The 17,888-nt window shown below is 40.0% G+C and carries 14 protein-coding genes; 11 read left to right on the top strand and 3 right to left on the bottom strand.

Translation table 11 applies throughout. From position 1 onward, the window contains the following. Positions 1 to 145: 145 nt before the first annotated feature. On the top strand, positions 146 to 1,318 hold the full coding sequence (locus HMPREF2987_RS03220; RefSeq protein ID WP_075229311.1) for a hydroxymethylglutaryl-CoA synthase: 1,173 nt from the start codon (positions 146 to 148) through the stop codon (positions 1,316 to 1,318). Continuing rightward, positions 1,318 to 2,592 carry a hydroxymethylglutaryl-CoA reductase, degradative gene (locus tag HMPREF2987_RS03215; RefSeq protein ID WP_075229310.1) on the top strand — a complete coding sequence of 425 codons (1,275 nt, stop codon included), beginning with the start codon at positions 1,318 to 1,320 and terminating at the stop codon, positions 2,590 to 2,592. The genes HMPREF2987_RS03220 and HMPREF2987_RS03215 overlap by 1 nt, the downstream gene beginning before the upstream one ends. Positions 2,593 to 2,627: 35 nt before the next feature. On the opposite strand, the gene HMPREF2987_RS03210 is transcribed toward HMPREF2987_RS03215, so the two are convergent. Further along, positions 2,628 to 3,593, bottom strand: a complete 966-nt coding sequence (locus tag HMPREF2987_RS03210) for a LacI family DNA-binding transcriptional regulator (RefSeq protein WP_075229309.1) — start codon at positions 3,591 to 3,593, stop codon at positions 2,628 to 2,630. Next, positions 3,574 to 5,028: a sucrose-6-phosphate hydrolase gene (locus HMPREF2987_RS03205; protein ID WP_075229308.1), complete on the bottom strand. Its 1,455-nt coding sequence runs from the start codon at positions 5,026 to 5,028 to the stop codon at positions 3,574 to 3,576. The genes HMPREF2987_RS03210 and HMPREF2987_RS03205 overlap by 20 nt, the downstream gene beginning before the upstream one ends. Before the next feature lie 362 nt (positions 5,029 to 5,390). On the opposite strand from HMPREF2987_RS03205, the gene HMPREF2987_RS03200 reads away from it, so the two are divergent. Both HMPREF2987_RS03200 and scrK read left to right on the top strand, forming a co-directional pair. Beyond that, complete coding sequence (locus HMPREF2987_RS03200; protein ID WP_075229307.1) at positions 5,391 to 7,274, top strand: sucrose-specific PTS transporter subunit IIBC; 1,884 nt, start codon at positions 5,391 to 5,393, stop codon at positions 7,272 to 7,274. A gap of 140 nt (positions 7,275 to 7,414) precedes the next feature. After that, positions 7,415 to 8,302: a fructokinase ScrK gene (gene scrK / locus HMPREF2987_RS03195; RefSeq protein ID WP_075229306.1), complete on the top strand. Its 888-nt coding sequence runs from the start codon at positions 7,415 to 7,417 to the stop codon at positions 8,300 to 8,302. A 39-nt stretch (positions 8,303 to 8,341) separates the two neighbouring features. Here scrK and HMPREF2987_RS03190 read toward each other — a convergent pair whose 3' ends face one another. Beyond that, the gene (locus tag HMPREF2987_RS03190; protein ID WP_075229305.1) at positions 8,342 to 9,532 is read right to left on the bottom strand and encodes a cation diffusion facilitator family transporter; all 1,191 of its coding nucleotides are present in this window, start codon (positions 9,530 to 9,532) and stop codon (positions 8,342 to 8,344) included. Positions 9,533 to 9,688: 156 nt separating this feature from the next. Between HMPREF2987_RS03190 and HMPREF2987_RS03185 the strand changes: the two genes are divergently transcribed. From HMPREF2987_RS03185 to yaaA, 7 genes are all read left to right on the top strand, one after another. After that, a complete protein-coding gene (locus HMPREF2987_RS03185; protein ID WP_075229304.1) occupies positions 9,689 to 11,299 on the top strand; it encodes a hypothetical protein in 1,611 nt (536 codons plus the stop codon). A gap of 1 nt (position 11,300) precedes the next feature. Next, positions 11,301 to 12,332 carry an acyltransferase family protein gene (locus HMPREF2987_RS03180; RefSeq protein WP_075229303.1) on the top strand — a complete coding sequence of 344 codons (1,032 nt, stop codon included), beginning with the start codon at positions 11,301 to 11,303 and terminating at the stop codon, positions 12,330 to 12,332. Further along, positions 12,325 to 13,293 (top strand): glycosyltransferase family 2 protein, encoded by a 969-nt coding sequence (locus HMPREF2987_RS03175; protein WP_075229302.1) that lies wholly within the window; start codon positions 12,325 to 12,327, stop codon positions 13,291 to 13,293. The genes HMPREF2987_RS03180 and HMPREF2987_RS03175 overlap by 8 nt, the downstream gene beginning before the upstream one ends. 190 nt (positions 13,294 to 13,483) lie before the next feature. Then, complete coding sequence (locus HMPREF2987_RS03170; RefSeq protein ID WP_075229301.1) at positions 13,484 to 16,168, top strand: cation-translocating P-type ATPase; 2,685 nt, start codon at positions 13,484 to 13,486, stop codon at positions 16,166 to 16,168. Between the two features lie 108 nt (positions 16,169 to 16,276). Next, positions 16,277 to 16,687, top strand: coding sequence for a peptide deformylase (locus HMPREF2987_RS03165; RefSeq protein ID WP_075229300.1), 411 nt, complete (start codon positions 16,277 to 16,279; stop codon positions 16,685 to 16,687). Positions 16,688 to 16,806: 119 nt separating this feature from the next. Beyond that, a complete protein-coding gene (locus HMPREF2987_RS03160) occupies positions 16,807 to 16,971 on the top strand; it encodes a DUF3953 domain-containing protein (RefSeq protein ID WP_060956070.1) in 165 nt (54 codons plus the stop codon). Positions 16,972 to 17,050: 79 nt separating this feature from the next. Further along, on the top strand, positions 17,051 to 17,773 hold the full coding sequence (yaaA, locus tag HMPREF2987_RS03155) for a peroxide stress protein YaaA (RefSeq protein WP_075229376.1): 723 nt from the start codon (positions 17,051 to 17,053) through the stop codon (positions 17,771 to 17,773). The last annotated feature ends 115 nt before the right edge of the window (positions 17,774 to 17,888 follow it).

The raw sequence follows: 17,888 nt of genomic DNA, 5'->3' as shown, positions 1-17,888 counted from the left end.
GACATTGCTTGATTAAAGTCTGATGTTTAAATTTATGAGTAAACTTGATTTGGGGAATCAAGTCTTTTTTCGCTCATTTGACCTCAATTGTGATAAAATAGAGGTGAACGAATTTTTACAATGAATGATAAAAATAGAGGTAAATATGACAATCGGTATTGATAAGATTGGTTTTGCGACCAGTCAATACGTTTTGAAATTACAAGATTTAGCAGAAGCTCGAGGGACTGATCCTGAAAAATTGAGTAAAGGACTCCTTTTAAAAGAATTGAGTATTGCTCCTTTAACAGAGGATATTGTTACTTTGGCTGCCAGTGCAGGAAATTCTATCCTGACTGAAGAAGATAAGCAAGAGATTGATATGGTTATCGTAGCGACAGAATCTGGAGTCGATCAAAGTAAGGCGGCTGCGGTTTTTGTACACGGTCTACTTGGAATTCAACCTTTTGCACGCAGTTTTGAAATCAAGGAAGCCTGCTATGGTGCAACTGCGGCCCTTCACTATGCTAAGTTACACGTAGAAAATTCTCCTAAATCAAAAGTTTTGGTACTAGCTAGTGATATTGCAAAATATGGTGTCGAAACTCCTGGGGAACCAACTCAAGGTGCAGGGTGTGTTGCCATGTTGATTAGCCAAAATCCACGTGTTATGGTCTTCAACAACGATAACGTTGCGCAGACTCGTGATATTATGGACTTTTGGCGTCCAAATTATTCAACGACACCATTTGTAAATGGAGTCTACTCAACACAGCAGTATTTGGATAGCTTAAAAACGACTTGGGAAGAGTATCAAAAGCGTTATAACTGTACTTTGGATGATTTTGAGGCTATTTGTTTCCACTTGCCTTATCCTAAGCTAGCTCTCAAGGGATTGAAAAAAATTCTTGATAAATCTCTACCTCAAGAGAAAAAGGATTTACTCCAAAAACACTTTGATGAGTCTATTATTTATAGCCAAAAGGTTGGGAACATCTACACAGGTTCACTCTTTTTAGGCCTCTTGTCTCTTCTTGAAAATTCTGATAGTCTCAAAGCAGGGGACAAGTTAGCTCTCTATAGCTACGGAAGTGGTGCTGTATCTGAGTTCTTCAGTGTGGAATTGGTTGAAGGCTATGAACAACAATTGCAGAAAAATCGCTTAGAATTGCTAGACCAGCGTCAAGCATTGAGCGTAGCTGATTATGAACGAATCTTCTTTGAGGAAGCAAACTTGGATGAGTCCGGTTCTGCAACCATGTCAGGCTATGAGGGACAGGACTATGCTCTGGTTGAGATTGTAGAACACCAACGTCGCTACAGCAAGGTTGAAAAATAATGAAAAATAATTGGAATGGATTTGCTAAAAAATCAATTCAAGAGCGCCTTGAGTTCGTTAAGTCTCAGGCGCTTACTTCTATGGAAGCCCAAGAAAGTCTTGAGCAAAATGAAAATCTTAGTATAGCAGTTGCGGACCAACTGAGTGAAAATGTAGTGGGGACCTTCTCACTTCCATACTCAGTAGTTCCAGAAGTGTTGGTAAATGATCAAGAGTACACAGTTCCTTATGTGACCGAAGAGCCATCTGTCGTTGCTGCAGCTAGTTTTGCAAGTAAGATTATCAAACGTGCGGGTGGTTTTACTGCTCAGGTTCATCAACGCCAAATGATTGGTCAGGTAGCTCTTTATCAAGTTCCAGATAGGGATAAAGCTTGTCAGGCTATTCTGAGTCAAAAAGCAGAGTTGCTCGAACAAGCAAACCAAGCCTATCCCTCTATTGTCAAACGTGGTGGTGGAGCGAGAGAGCTAAAAATTGAGAAAATTTCTGGTGAGGCTGACTTTTTAGTGGTTTATCTCCATGTAGATACTCAAGAAGCAATGGGAGCTAATATGCTCAATACCATGCTTGAAGCTTTAAAACCTAGCTTAGAGGTTCTAAGTCAAGGGCAAAGTTTAATGGGCATTTTGTCCAACTATGCAACAGATTCTCTAGTAACTGCAACTTGTCGTATCGCCTTTCGTTATTTGAGTCGCCAGAAGGATGAAGCGCGTGAGTTGGCAGAAAAAATAGTTTTAGCCAGCCAGTTTGCCCAAGCAGATCCTTACAGGGCAGCGACCCACAATAAGGGAATTTTTAACGGAATCGATGCTCTCTTGATTGCGACAGGAAATGATTGGCGTGCCATCGAAGCAGGAGCGCATGCCTATGCCAGTCATGATGGTGCTTATCGAGGTCTTAGTCGTTGGACGATGGATTTGGAAACAGAAGAACTGATTGGAGAGATGACTCTGCCGATGCCAGTTGCTACCAAGGGGGGATCAATTGGTCTCAATCCTCGAGTCGTTCTCAGCCATGACTTGCTAGGTCATCCATCAGCGAAAGAATTGGCCCAAATTATCGTTTCGATTGGTCTCGCTCAAAACTTTGCAGCACTTAAGGCTCTGGTCAGTACAGGAATCCAACACGGACACATGAAACTTCAAGCAAAATCTCTAGCGCTTTTAGCAGGTGCGACTGAGGCAGAAGTACCTAAACTAGTGGAAAGCTTGATTGCTGAAAAAACTTTTAATCTAGAAAAAGCACAAACTCTTTTGAAAAAATTAAGATCATAAGAAAAACTCAGACTGATTCAGTCCGAGTTTTTTGTTTAAATACTTTTACCTGGCAAGAGACTAACCGGCAAGAAATAACCAGTAGTAGCAACCTCTTTGCCTTCAATTTTTTGTAAGAGCAAATCAACTGTTAGGCGAGCAATCTCTTCCAAGGGTTGTTTAATGGTAGTGAGGTGAGGGTAGAAATTCTCAATGAAATAAGTCCCGTCATATCCGATCACCTTGAGTTGTTCAGGAACAGAGAGACCAAGCTCCTGAGCAATCTTAATAACCAAAATAGCAGTCAAATCATCAGAGGCGAAAATCGCATCTGGTTTTTGTTTGGTCAGGATATTTTTAATTTCCATTTCCTTACGAAGGGGTGAAAAGTCACTGGAAACATTGATAATAGGAGCCTTTGGCAAGATTGAAGCAAAACCAGCATGACGAAGTCCAGTTGGTGAATTGGAATTGTCATTTCCTGTAATCATGATAATAGATTTGGCTCCGGTTTTAGCCAAGGTCTGAGCGGCTAGGACACCACCAGCATAGTTGTCAGAAGAAACGACAGGTATGTCTGGTGATAGGTTACGGTCAAATGAAATGATCGGAGCGGTTACGCGATTGTAATCCTCAATCCCAAGGTTGTGACTTCCCGAAATGATGCCGTCCACCTGGTTGGCTTCTAACATTTCGATGTATTCGCGTTCTTTTTCCGAATCGTGTTCACTATTACAGATGATGGTCTTGTAACCTTTTTTGAAGAGTTCGTGTTCCAATTTGTCAATCAATTCAGCATAGAAAACATGGCTGATTTTAGGGAAAATGAGCCCAATTAACTTGGCAGACTTTCCTTGAAGACTGCGAGCTAGGTTGTTGGGTTTATAGCCCAGCTCACGCATAGCTTCATTAACCTTTTGAATGGTTTTTTCTGAAAGATACCCCTTTTTGTTGATGACACGTGAAACAGTAGTAGGGCTGACGCCAGCTAATTTTGCGACATCAGTTAGTTTTGCGACCATATTCTAATTTGTAGTATGTTCCAGTTGGGTTTCCAGATTTAATGAGGATTCCATTTTGATCTTCGAGAGGGAAGACACGACCAGAAAATACTTTTTCTCCTTTATTGATAAAGATTTCAAAGACTGAGTTGTCGATGAAGATATTGACAGTAGTTGCTTGATTAGTAACTGAGCAAGAGCGAGTAGTTCCAAATTCTTGAGCATATTGCTCACCTGCTTTACTGCGGTCAACGGTAACTTGACCATTGACAAGGTCAAAATTGATAGAGAGTCCCTTACCGTCTTTATCAGCAAGAAGAACGATTTCGCTTTGGCTATTTGCTTCAAGGTTAAGCTCAAGTTCATAGGTATTTTTAGTTTCAGAACGATTTGAAAATTCCTCTTTTGAAGCTCGGAGGTCCTGGATAGCTGCTACAGGGTACTGATAGAGTTTGCCATCTTTAATGGTAAGTTCTTTGACTAATGAAAAAGTTCCTTGGTGGTCAAAACGGTCAGATGGGTAAGAAACATCTGGTAAACCAAGCCAGCTGACTGCTAGGGCGCGACCATCAGGAGCGTTAAAAGCTTGAGTAGCATAGGCTTCAAAACCATAATCAAGATTGTGAAGTTCAGAAACATCAATCATACGTGCATTTTCAGGATCAAAGGAAGCACCGATTTTGTACATATTTGGATAGATATTATCATAGTCAAGAACCTTTTTATCCAAACCTTGTGGACAGTAGAGAAGGACAGGCTGTTCTCCAACAAAGACGAGGTTCGGGCACTCCATCATATAGGCAGTACGGTCGTTGTTAAAGTCCAAATCACCAACTTCTTGCCAGTTTGTATAATCGTTATCGACCGCTTTGTAGAGACGGACAAAACCTTTTTTCTCCAAGTCTTGACCACCAACGATAGCGTAGTATTGTCCTTTAAAGTTGAAAATCTGTGGATCGCGGAAGTGGTCAGTAGCATCAGCAGGCTGATCAATCAAGACCTTATCAATCTTTTTAATATTTCCATCCTTATCCATCAAGGCACCAATCTGATAAGGGTGGCGTACCCAATTTTCATCACGGACATTTCCTGTATAGAATAGGAACAATTTATTATCAAACTGCATAGCAGATCCTGAGTAAGCGCCGTGGCTATCCAGTGGAGTATCAGGTAAGATTTTAACACCTGTTTCAGTAAAGTGCACCAAATCATCACTCTCAAGTTGAACCCAAGATTTCAAGCCGTGGGCTGCTCCAAAGGGGAAGTTTTGGTAAAAGACAATCCACTTACCATCAAAATAAGAAAAACCGTTTGGATCGTTGAGAAGTCCTTCCTTTGGTTCAATGTGATAGCTGACATGCCATGGGGATTGCGCCATCTTTTCTTGGATTTCTTTTCTTTCTTCTTGTGTCCAATCTTCATAACGTCTGTAACGACGTTCAGTAGTCCATTCCATTTCTATTTCCTCCATAAATTCTACTATCCTAATAGTAAACGTTTCCTTATAAAAAAGCAAGTCTTTTACACTAAATTAAAGAAAAAAATGTCAAACGATTGACAGAATCTAGGAAGGTAATTTTATGAAAAATGATGAAAACATGGAAGTTTTTGAAAACTTTAAAGTAAAGACCTTGATTTTAGAGGGTGTTATGCTGTGTTGATGAAAAAAATAGCAAAAACAATCAAAAAATAAAAAATAGCAAAATTTTTTCTGCAAAACGCTTGACATATTTTTTAAACGTGATAGAATAATATTCGTGAGGCGAGTAAAATCGCTTTCAAACAAGAACAAATTTTTTTATAAGGAGATTTTTGCAAATGACCAATACAGAAATTGCAAAAAAAGTCATCGAAGCTTTGGGTGGACGTGAGAACGTTAACAGTGTAGCCCACTGTGCGACTCGCCTTCGTGTTATGGTGAAAGATGAAGCGAAGATCAACAAAGATGCTATCGAGAACTTGGAAAAAGTTCAAGGTGCTTTCTTTAACTCAGGTCAATACCAAATCATTTTTGGTACAGGTACAGTAAACAAGATGTACGACGAAGTCGTAGCTCTTGGTTTGCCAACGACATCTAAGGATGAGATGAAGGCAGAAGCTGCTAAACAAGGAAATTGGTTCCAACGTGCCATCCGTACTTTTGGTGACGTCTTTGTTCCAATCATTCCAGTTATCGTAGCAACTGGTCTCTTCATGGGTGTTCGTGGGCTCTTGAATGCTCTTGGAATGACACTTCCTGAAGATGTGACAACTTACACTCAAATTTTGACTGACACAGCCTTTATCATCTTGCCAGGTTTGGTTGTTTGGTCAACCTTCCGTGTATTCGGTGGTAACCCAGCCGTTGGTATCGTTCTTGGTATGATGCTCGTTTCAGGTTCACTTCCAAATGCCTGGGCTGTTGCTTCTGGTGGTGAAGTAACTGCTATGAACTTCTTCGGATTTATCCCAGTTGTTGGTTTGCAAGGTTCAGTTCTTCCAGCCTTCATCATCGGGGTTGTCGGAGCTAAGTTTGAAAAAGCTGTTCGTAAAGTGGTTCCAGATGTACTTGATCTCTTGGTAACACCATTCGTAACACTTCTCGTAATGTCAATTCTTGGTTTGTTTATCATCGGACCAGTCTTCCACGTTGTTGAAAACTACATTCTTCTTGGAACAAAAGCTATCCTTAACTTGCCATTTGGTCTTGGTGGTTTCTTGATTGGTGGAGTTCACCAAGTTATCGTCGTATCAGGTGTTCACCACATCTTCAACTTGCTTGAAGTTCAATTGCTTGCTGCTGACCATGTCAACCCATTCAACGCTATTATCACAGCTGCCATGACTGCTCAAGGTGCTGCTACTGTAGCCGTTGGTGTGAAAACTAAAAATCCAAAACTTAAAACACTTGCTTTCCCAGCTGCTCTTTCTGCCTTCCTAGGTATTACTGAGCCTGCTATCTTCGGGGTTAACTTGCGTTTCCGTAAACCATTCTTCCTTTCATTGATCGCTGGTGCAGTCGGTGGTGGACTTGCTTCAATCCTTGGTCTTGCTGGTACAGGTAATGGTATCACTATCATCCCAGGTACAATGCTTTACATTGGTAACGGACAACTCCCACAATACCTTCTTATGGTAGCTGTATCGTTTGCTCTTGGTTTCGCTCTTACTTACATGTTTGGTTATGAAGATGAAGCAGAAGTAGCTTCAGAAACTACAACTGAACGTTTGGCTGACGAAGCGGTAACTGGTACTGTTGTTGCTCCTAGCGAAGGTGTCATCCAAACTCCAATCGTTGGTGACGTTGTAGCTCTTGCTGATGTGAACGACCCAGTCTTCTCAAGTGGAGCTATGGGACAAGGTATCGCTGTAAAACCTAGTCAAGATGTTGTTTATGCACCAGCTGATGCTGAAGTGACAATCGTCTTCCCAACAGGACATGCTTATGGTTTGAAAACTGCAAACGGAGCTGAAATCTTGATCCACGTGGGTATCGACACTGTTTCAATGAACGGTGAAGGATTTGACCAAAAAGTTGCTCAAGGTGACAAGGTTAAAGCTGGAGATGTTCTTGGAACATTTGATTCAGCTAAGATTGCTGCTGCAGGCCTTGATAATACAACAATGGTTATCGTGACAAACACTGCGGACTTTGCTTCAGTAAATCCAGTTGCTTCTGGATCAGTTGCTAAGGGTGATGCAGTCATTGAAGTTAAAGCTTAATAAATCAATAAAACGAACAAATGTCATGTTTGTTCGTTTTTGATTGAATGGTAAAATTTACAGAGGAAAAACTAAAATATAGAGCAACTTTCCTTCTGGAATTATGCTATAATAAAGAAAATAAATACAAGAGGTTAATCATGACAAAACTATACGGAAGTTTGGAAGCAGGCGGTACAAAATTTGTCTGTGCTGTCGGAGATGAAAACTTTAATATTGTAGAAAAAACACAATTCCCAACAACAACTCCTATCGAGACAATCGATAAAACTATCGAGTTTTTCTCAAAGTTCGACAATCTTGCAGGACTTGCCATTGGTTCATTTGGTCCAATCGATATCGATAAAAACTCAAAAACTTACGGATTTATCACAACAACTCCAAAACCTAACTGGGCAAATGTCGACTTGCTTGGTGCTCTTCGTCGAGCTCTAAACGTTCCGATGTATTTCACGACAGACGTAAATAGTTCTGCATACGGTGAAGTGGTTGCCCGTAACAATGCTGGTGGCCGTATCGAAAACTTGGTTTACTACACAATCGGTACAGGTATCGGTGCAGGTGTTATCCAACGTGGTGAGTTTATTGGCGGTGTTGGTCACCCTGAGATGGGTCATTATTATGTGGCTAGACACCCAATGGATATTGAAAAAGAATTTAAAGGTGTTTGTCCTTTCCATAATGGATGTTTGGAAGGTTATGCAGCTGGTCCAAGTTTGGAAGCTCGTACAGGTGTTCGTGGGGAAAACATTGAACTCAACAACTCTGTCTGGGATGTTCAAGCCTACTACATTGCTCAAGCCGCAGTGAATGCGACTGTAACTTTCCGTCCAGATGTCATCGTCTTTGGTGGTGGGGTTATGGCTCAACAACATATGCTTGACCGTGTACGTGAGAAATTTACAGCCCTACTCAATGGCTACCTACCAGTTCCAGATGTACGTGACTATATCGTGACTCCAGCTGTTGCTGGCAATGGTTCAGCTACACTAGGAAACTTCGTTCTTGCTAAGAGCGTTGCAAAATAAACATGAAAAATGAGGTTGGGAATTATCCCGGCCTCATTTTTAGTCTTTTTCTTTTTTCGTTTCCTGATGGAAAATATTTTGCCAAGTTTCGTGACGGCGCCAGATGCTGGTATGAATGGTATCACCGACTTGGTAGCGGATGAGTTTTGTTTTCTGGCTGATAGAGGTTAAATGAAGCTCTTTAATGGCAGAGGTCAGTTCTTTTTCAGCCTTATAGGCATCCTTGTCCAGTTCTTGTCCGTCCTGGCGGATATAAATGAAATCTTCTGCAAGTAACTCTTCCAGTTGATTTCCTTGGTCGATTAGTTGCTCTCTCATGAGCAATTTTTTATAGACATTATCTAGGATTTCATCATCAGGGATTGGTGCTGGTTCGATATGAATGTCTGTATCAAAGACACCAAATCGATCTGATAACATTGATTCAACCTGGTCCGCAATTTCATGACTCTCATAAACAGAGAGATCTGGGTTCATTTCCAGAGTAATGTCCAGATAAATGTTGCTTCCGTAAGTACGACCGCGTTGAGATTTGACCTTGCTAATCTTAGGAATTTCCATGATAGCCTTTTGGTAATCTTCAAGCAAGTGTTCATCAAAACCGTCCGAAAGGCTGAAGGATGACTCGATAAAGATATCATAAGCAGTCTTCAGAATAAAGAAGGTAATGATAATGGCAACCAACTTATCCACGATTGGATAATTGAAGCTGCTGGCTAGGATAGCAATAGATGTTCCAAGTGATGTTACGGCATCTGTCAAATTATCCTTGGCTGCTGCCTTGAGAGCTTTGGACTTAGATTGCTTACTCAGATGGGTATTGTAGAGATAAACTGCAAACATGATGATGGCAGAGCTGACTCCCAGAGTCGCCCCAAGTGGATCAATGACCGTTTGCTCTCGGCTGAGTATCTTTTGAATGGTGTCGCGTAGAACATCAAAACCAACGTAAAACATGATGATGGAAGTGATGAGACTTGCCAAGTCCTCTATTTTCCAGTGGCCGAAGCGATGATCTCTATCTGCCGGTTGGCGAGCCAAACGAATCCCGATGAGAAGGGCCACGTTTCCGACAATATCTGAAACGTTGTTAAAACCATCTGCCACCAAACTGGATGAATGGAGCAAGTGTCCGGTTGCTAGCTTAGCTGCAGACAAGAATAGATAGGTCAAAATGCTGATAATGGCACCACGCTCAGCCAATTTTAAGTTTGAAACCGATTGATTCATCTAACTCCCCTTCTAGCATTTTAGTATTCTTTCATTATACTGGTTTTCCAAGGAAAATTCAAATGGCTATTAGGGTATTTATTCAGAAATCAACAGATTTTTATTTTGAAATATGATAGAATGATAAGGTAATATTTATTTTAGAAAGAGTTTTTAATGAATCATAAACAAATCATTGATAGAGTGATTCGAATTGGTTTGCTGTTGCTACCATTTCTTGTTTTTTATGGCTATAGAGTAGTTAAGGGGTTTGATTATCCAGTGGTTGATGATATCATGGTTAATCAAACCATATTATCTGGTGATAATATGTTGCTTCCCTATATTGGAATTTTGTTATCATCTGCTTTAGTATTTCTTCAACAATTATTTACAAACTGGAATATTTTTTTTATTTTTTTAGCTATCAGTTTTTGCTTGAGTTTTAGCATCTATTTGGAGTTCTTTTTTAGAAAGAAATATTATTTCTTACTTCCCTTAGTAATGTTACTTCAAATGGTTTTAATGAAGTATTTCTCGTTTTCAGTAATTGCTTACTTGTTATCGACAGCAGCTATACTATTATTATTTGATAGAAAATACCTAACGGGAATGCTTTTGTCTGTAATAGGGTTATCGATTAGGCCACAAATTATTGCCAGTTTATTATTGCTTCTACTCCCCTTCCTAGCTTTTGAAGTCATCAAAGGAAAAAAGAAAAAAGAATTATTCTTGTTATCTGCTGTCATTTTACTTATCTTTGCTTCCAATAAAATTTATACCTTAATGAGACCAGATGTTCAAGAATACCTAACTTGGAATACTCTAAGTACCAATTTGAGAGATTTCCCTGCGATTGATTATGAGAAGCATGCCAAGGAATTTCAGGAATTGGGGGTCAGTGAAAACGACTTATCTGCTTCAACCTACTGGTTGTTTGCAGAAAAAGATGCTTTGAACAATGAGCTGTTAACAAAAATTCAATCAGTACGTTCTTTCTCTGAGAAGTACTCCTTTAATGTATTTCAGATGGTGAAAGATTATTTCCAAAACATTATTTTGACAACCTTTCTTCTTGTTATGGTTGGCTGGTTTTTGTTCTTCAAGCCTAAGAAAGTCTATGGCTGGTTACTCCCGCTTGTTCCATTTGCACTCATCGGTGCACTATTTGTTAGGCAGAGAGTAGTAGAACGTGTCTATATCCCAATTATCATTAGCTTTTTAATCTTTTTCATCTACTATGCGCCCTTATTTTATACCAAGAGAAAACTGTTAGAAAAAAGAGGAGTTTTTTATAGTTTACAACTTGTAGGAATGCTGGCAAGTATGGTCTGGGTGAATAGTATAGGGCAAGAACTTTATTGGTTCCCAATCATCCAATCGTCAATGGTATCAGAGTACCATGATGTAGTGGAAAAACATTCTGATAAATTGCTTGTTTTTGGTGGCTATGGCACACTTGTCAATTCCCAACCTAGTTTGGCTACGATTAGAAGGAAGCCTAATCAGTTGATAGGAAACACTACGACCTTAGGTAATTGGCAGACTTTTTCTCCTCATTACTATCAATTAATGGAAAACTACAATGTGGAGGAGCCTAGTAATCTTCTTTCATCGGCTTTAGATAAGGAGAACATCCTATTCTTTTGGTCGCCTTCCTCAGGAAATATGGATAGAGTAAAAAAAATTATGAAAGAACATTACCAGAAAGATGTTTATTTTGAAAAAGTTGAGGAAGTCACTTCTGATATGAATCTTTATCGACTAAGAACAGGAGAAGATAGATAGGATGAAAAAGCGAATAGGTTACCTAGATATGGCTAAGGGTCTAGCAATCATACTTGTTATTATAGGGCACAGTAGTTTTGTACCTCTTCGTGCCAAAATACTTCTCTATGTTTTTCATATCCCCTTATTTTTCTTCTTGTCAGGTTTTACTTTAAATGTTACTAAATACAAAACATTTAAGGAGTATTTTCTTAGCAAGGTAAAAAGTTTGGTTGTTCCCTTTTTTTGCCTGAATATTTTTGTTTTTCTCTTTCAACTTTTTGTCATGTATCCTGAACAAGTGTTTAGTTTTAATCTTATTCATTTTGCTAAACAATTATTATTATCAGATCGGTTGCATGTTTATTTTCAGTTATGGTTTCTGAATGTCATGTTCTTAGCACATGTTTTTAGTTACTTTATTCTCAGAAAAAAATGGACCATTGTCCAATGGCTATTGATTATTGTATCACTCTTGCTTCTAGTCGTTTTAGGACAAAAAATCTATACTTGGAATTTTTATCTTATCTGGAATATTGACCTAGTCCCTGTAGCCATTATTTTTACACTCTTAGGTGTCGGTGTGAGAAAATATTTAGCGCAACTGGAAAAGTTTTTTGCAATATACTATTTACCAGTTGCCTTATTGCTAACTATATTTGTTGGTAGATTGAACTATCATTTGAGTGGAAAACAGATTGTTGATCTCTACTATCAGCAGATAGGGAACCATCTCTTATTTTACATTGCTGCAATTTCAGGTATATGGTCCACCCTCATATTTTTTAAATCAATCCCTGAACTGACTCTCTTGAAATCAATTGGTCAAAGAACCTTAATATACTATGGTGTACATGCTCCGATTGTTTTAGTACTGGTTGAAAAATTAGTTTTACAATTATCTACAAGATACACCGGTATTTTTGTGAATGGTTATATTACAACAAGTGTTGTGGGAATATTGACTTTAGTAGGGTGTGAATTGATTGTAAGGGTATTTAGAGGGACAAACTTTCCCTTTGGGATTAAAAGGTTAGGAGTCAAAAATGAGTAGAAATAATCCGATTTTATATATCGTCATTCCATGTTATAACGAAGAGCAAGTATTACCTCATACTAACCCAATGTTTGTTGGAAAAATTGAGGGGCTTGTGAAAAACCAAGAAGTCCATCCATTAAGTAAGGTCATGTATGTCAATGATGGCAGTAAGGATCAAACTTGGGAGCTTATCCAAGAATATGCTACATCAAATCCATATGTAGTAGGTATTTCGCAGAGCCGAAATCGAGGCCATCAAAGTAGTGTCCTTGCTGGAATGTATGAAGCTGCAGAATTTGCGGATATCGTGATTACCATTGATGCAGACGGTCAAGATGATATTCATTGTATGAATCAGATGATTGCTGAATATAAGACGGGTTCAGAGATAGTCTACGGCGTTCGTGATAATAGAGATACGGATTCAGCATTTAAGCGTATTACAGCAGAAGGTTTTTATAAAGTGATGCAACTATTTGGAGCGGATGTCGTTTTTAATCATGCTGATTATCGTTTAGTCTCAAAACGATTTCTACAGGAATTATCCAAGTTTAAAGAAGTTAATCTGTTCCTTCGAGGGATTATGCCTCTTGTAGGATTTAAGTATTCCTACGTGACCTATAAACGGCATGAGCGAATTGCTGGTGAGAGCCACTATCCACTCTCTAAAATGCTTGGTCTAGCTATGGATGGAATTACTAGCTTATCGATTAAACCAATCCGTTTGATTACTAGCTTGGGAGTTATGACTTCACTGTTTAGTTTTTTGTTGATTATCTGGGTTTTGTGGAGCAAATTTGCTGGTAATGTAGTAGCTGGATGGGCCAGTACATATGCCATTGTAAGTTTACTTGGCGGAGTTCAGCTGATTAGTCTTGGTGTAATTGGGGAATATATCGGAAAAATCTATCTAGAAACGAAACAACGTCCAAGATATATTATCAGTGACCGCACCTATGATGAGAGTGATGAGTAACCTCACCTCAAAACTTGAAAACTTTTGAAATTCTGATATAATAGAACTACTCAAGGGAGTAGCTGGCGGTTAACCGCGATAGTGTCGTCATTACGAATTATTTCCGGCACTATATTAAACAGCGAGACTTGTTTTTTTAAAAAACAGGTCTCTTTTTTTGTAAAAAGAGGCCAAAAAGGAGGAGACTGTTTTGTCAAAAGAACAAAATAAAGACTTGTTTTACACACAGACCTCAGAAGAAGTCCTAAAGAATTTGGACTCATCTATCGAAGGTTTGTCAACTGCTCAAGCTCAAGAACGCTTAGCGACTTATGGTCGTAATGAGTTGGAAGAGGGAGAGAAACGTAGCCTACTAGCTAAATTCCTTGATCAATTTAAGGATTTGATGATTATCATCTTGCTTGCGGCAGCGGCACTTTCTGTGATTACAGAAGGGATGGATGGTTTAACAGATGCGATTATAATCTTGGCTGTTGTAGTCTTGAATGCTGCCTTTGGGGTTTACCAAGAAGGGCAAGCAGAAGCAGCCATTGAAGCTCTGAAAAATATGTCTAGCCCAATGGCTCGTGTTCGTCGTGATGGTCATGTGATTGAGATTGACTCAAAAGAATTGGTGCCTGGGGACATCGTCTTGCTTGAAGCGGGAGATGTCGTGCCTGCAGATATGCGTTTGTTTGAAGCAGCTTCTCTTAAAATCGAAGAAGCAGCTCTTACAGGGGAGTCTGTCCCAGTTGAAAAAGATGTGACAGGACTTGTTGAAGCAGATGCTGGTATCGGGGATCGTGTTAACATGGGTTACCAAAACTCAAACGTAACATACGGTCGTGGTATCGGTGTCGTAACCAATACTGGTATGTATACAGAAGTTGGTAAGATTGCAGATATGTTGGCTAATGCCGACGAGACAGAGACACCATTGAAGCAAAGCTTGGAACAATTATCTAAGGCCTTGACTTACTTAATCATTGTGATTGCAGTAATTACCTTCTTGGTTGGTGTCTTTGTTCGTGGAGAACATCCATTAGAAGGCTTGATGGTGGCGGTTGCCCTTGCAGTAGCGGCTATTCCAGAAGGGCTTCCTGCCATTGTAACTATCGTTCTATCTTTGGGAACTACAACCCTTGCCAAACGTAATTCGATTGTTCGTAAATTACCAGCGGTTGAAACTCTTGGTTCAACAGAAATCATCGCGTCTGATAAAACAGGTACCTTGACTATGAACCAAATGACTGTTGAAAAAGTTTATACCAACGGTCAATTGCAAAGCTCAGCTGCTGAAATTGCGACTAGCAACAATACCCTTCGTATCATGAACTTTGCCAATGACACCAAGGTGGACCCATCTGGCAAGCTGATTGGGGATCCAACAGAAACTGCCCTTGTACAGTTTGGTTTGGACCACAACTTTGATGTTCGTGAAGTCTTGAAGGATGAGCCACGTGTGGCTGAATTGCCATTTGACTCAGACCGTAAGCTTATGTCGACTATCCATAAGGAAGCAGATGGCTCTTACTTTATCGCTGTCAAGGGTGCGCCTGACCAATTGCTCAAGCGTGTGACTCGTATCGAAGTCAATGGGGAAGTTCGTCCAATCACTGAGGAAGACAAACAAGCCATCCTTGCAACCAACAAAGACTTGGCTAAACAAGCCCTTCGTGTCTTGATGATGGCTTACAAGACAAGTAACGAAATTCCAACCTTGGAATCTGAAATTGTTGAGTCTGACCTCATCTTCTCTGGTTTGGTCGGCATGATTGACCCTGAGCGCCCAGAAGCTGCAGAAGCTGTACGTGTCGCTAAAGAAGCAGGTATCCGTCCAATTATGATCACTGGTGACCACCAAGATACAGCGGAAGCTATCGCTAAACGTCTCGGTATCATCGATCCAAATGATACAGAAGACCATGTCTTCACGGGTGCTGAGTTGAATGAACTCACGGATGAAGAATTCCAAAAAGTCTTCAAGCAATACTCTGTTTATGCTCGTGTATCACCTGAGCACAAGGTTCGTATCGTGAAAGCATGGCAAAATGAAGGTAAGGTTGTTGCCATGACAGGTGACGGGGTCAACGATGCACCATCACTTAAGACAGCGGATATTGGTATAGGTATGGGGATTACAGGTACAGAAGTTTCTAAGGGAGCTTCGGATATGGTCCTTGCTGATGATAACTTTGCAACCATTATCGTAGCAGTAGAAGAAGGACGTAAGGTCTTCTCAAATATCCAAAAATCAATCCAATACCTCTTGTCTGCTAATATGGCTGAAGTCTTCACCATCTTCTTTGCAACCTTGTTAGGTTGGGATGTGCTTCAACCAGTGCATTTGCTATGGATTAACCTGGTAACAGATACACTACCAGCCATCGCCCTTGGTGTTGAACCGGCTGAACCAGGTGTCATGACTCACAAACCTCGTGGCCGTAAATCTAACTTCTTTGATGGTGGTGTCTTCGGAGCAATCATTTATCAAGGAATCTTCCAAACCATGCTAGTTCTAGGTGTTTATGGTTGGGCTCTTCTCTTCCCAGAGCACCAAAGTCATACTGAAATCCATGCGGATGCCCTTACCATGGCTTTTGCAACTCTCGGTTTGATCCAATTGCTCCATGCCTTTAACGTTAAGTCGGTTTACCAATCGATCTTTAAAGTGGGACTCTTTACAAACAAGACCTTTAACTGGTCTATCCCAGTTGCCTTCGTCCTCTTTGTGGTGACAATTTTGGTTCCTGGATTTAATAATCTCTTCCACGTTTCACACTTGAGCTTGACTCAATGGATGGTGGTCGCTGTAGGAGCGCTTATGATTGTAGTCCTTGTTGAGATTGTCAAAGCAGTCCAACGAGCACTTGGAAAAGATAAAAACGCTATTTAAGCATTATGAAAGTCATCTTCGGATGGCTTTTTAGATTTTATATAAAGATAAACTGACTAAGCATTTTATGCTATAATCAAGTAGAGAGAAAGATGGAGGAAATAGTAGTTGGAAAAGAAAATTGTAAAAGATATGATGTTTTTGTCGCAGGTATCCCAGCCTGCTAGTCAGGAAGATTTACCCCTAGCAAAGGATTTACAGGATACCCTATTGGCTAACCGAGAAAGCTGTGTTGGACTAGCGGCCAATATGATTGGGGTACAAAAACGCGTCATTATTTTTAATATCGGAATGATTCCCATGGTTATGTTTAATCCTGTTCTCAAATCTTTTGAAGGACCATACGAGACAGAGGAAGGTTGTTTGTCTTTGACAGGTGTAAGACCGACAACTCGGTATGAGAAGATTACGGTAAGCTACAGAGACATCCATTGGCAAGAGCAAACCATTATCCTGACAGGATTTCCTGCTCAGATTTGTCAGCATGAATTGGATCATTTGGAAGGGATTATCATATAGGCTTTGTATCCCAGATCAGGGTCCATCCTTCAAGCTTAAGGAAACAACCTCGTTTTTCTTGCACTCTTGTTTGAAATTTGTGATAATAAATGAAAGAAACATAAATGGAGGACAGTCAAATGGGATTTTATCTGATGATTGGTTCGATGTTGCTTGGTCTTTTCGCTTTGAAGATAGGATTTTCTCATCTAAAGGAGAAAAAGGTTACTCTTTCATCTATCTTGACAAGCTGCCTTGGGACAGCACTAGTTCTCTTTGCAATCTGGTTAGGATTGCCAAAATAAGGAAAGAAACCTCGGTAGTCACCGAGGTTTTTAGGTGCAAATCCTTGGTAGTCCTAAAAAAATATGCTACACTAACACTATGAAAATTCTAATCCCAACTGCAAAAGAAATGAATACCGAAATCCCTAGTTTAGAGGCTAGACCTTTACGTCCTGGAAGTCAGGCGGTGCTAGATGAATTGGCCAGATATTCTGCCCAAGAGCTGGAGAGTTTTTACAAAATATCTGTCGAAAAAGCGCAAGAGGAGTATGACCATATCCAGGCCTTGAAAAATGGAACTGCGATAAACTGTTCAGCCTTGCACCTCTTTGATGGACTCATGTATCGCAACATCAAACGGGACGATCTCACCAAAGAGGAGCAAACCTATCTGGAGAAACACCTCATGATAACGTCAGCTCTCTATGGTGTGATTCCAGCCGTTGAACCGATTGCGCCTCACAGACTGGACTTTTTGATGAAACTAAAAGTCGCTGGGAAAAGCCTGAAAAGTCACTGGCAGTCAGCTTATGAAGAGTCGGTGAAGGGTGAAGAACTAATCTTTTCACTCTTGTCATCGGAGTTTGAAACTGTCTTTCCTAAAGAAATCCGTGAGAAAATGGTGACCTTCAAGTTTATGGAAGAGCGAGATGGAAATCTTAAAATCCACTCAACTATTTCTAAAAAATCCCGAGGAGCCTTTTTAACAGCCTTGATGGAAAATCAGGTAACCTCAGTTGAAGAGATTAAAAAGCTCAGCTTTGCAGATTTCAATTATCGAGAAGACTTGTCTAGTGATAAGGAATTGGCTTTTGTGAAATAGATAGAAAATAGAGCCTGTCCTAAATTGTATCAGGGCAGGCTTTTTGTGATTTGGTGCTTCTATTTTTAGTTCAGAATGGTAGGAATTTTCGCACAATTTTGGTATAATAGGACTA

It is taken from the genome of Streptococcus sp. HMSC067H01, from assembly GCF_001814775.1.
Taxonomy (GTDB): domain Bacteria; phylum Bacillota; class Bacilli; order Lactobacillales; family Streptococcaceae; genus Streptococcus.
This window is presented reverse-complemented; position numbering and strand designations above follow the sequence as displayed.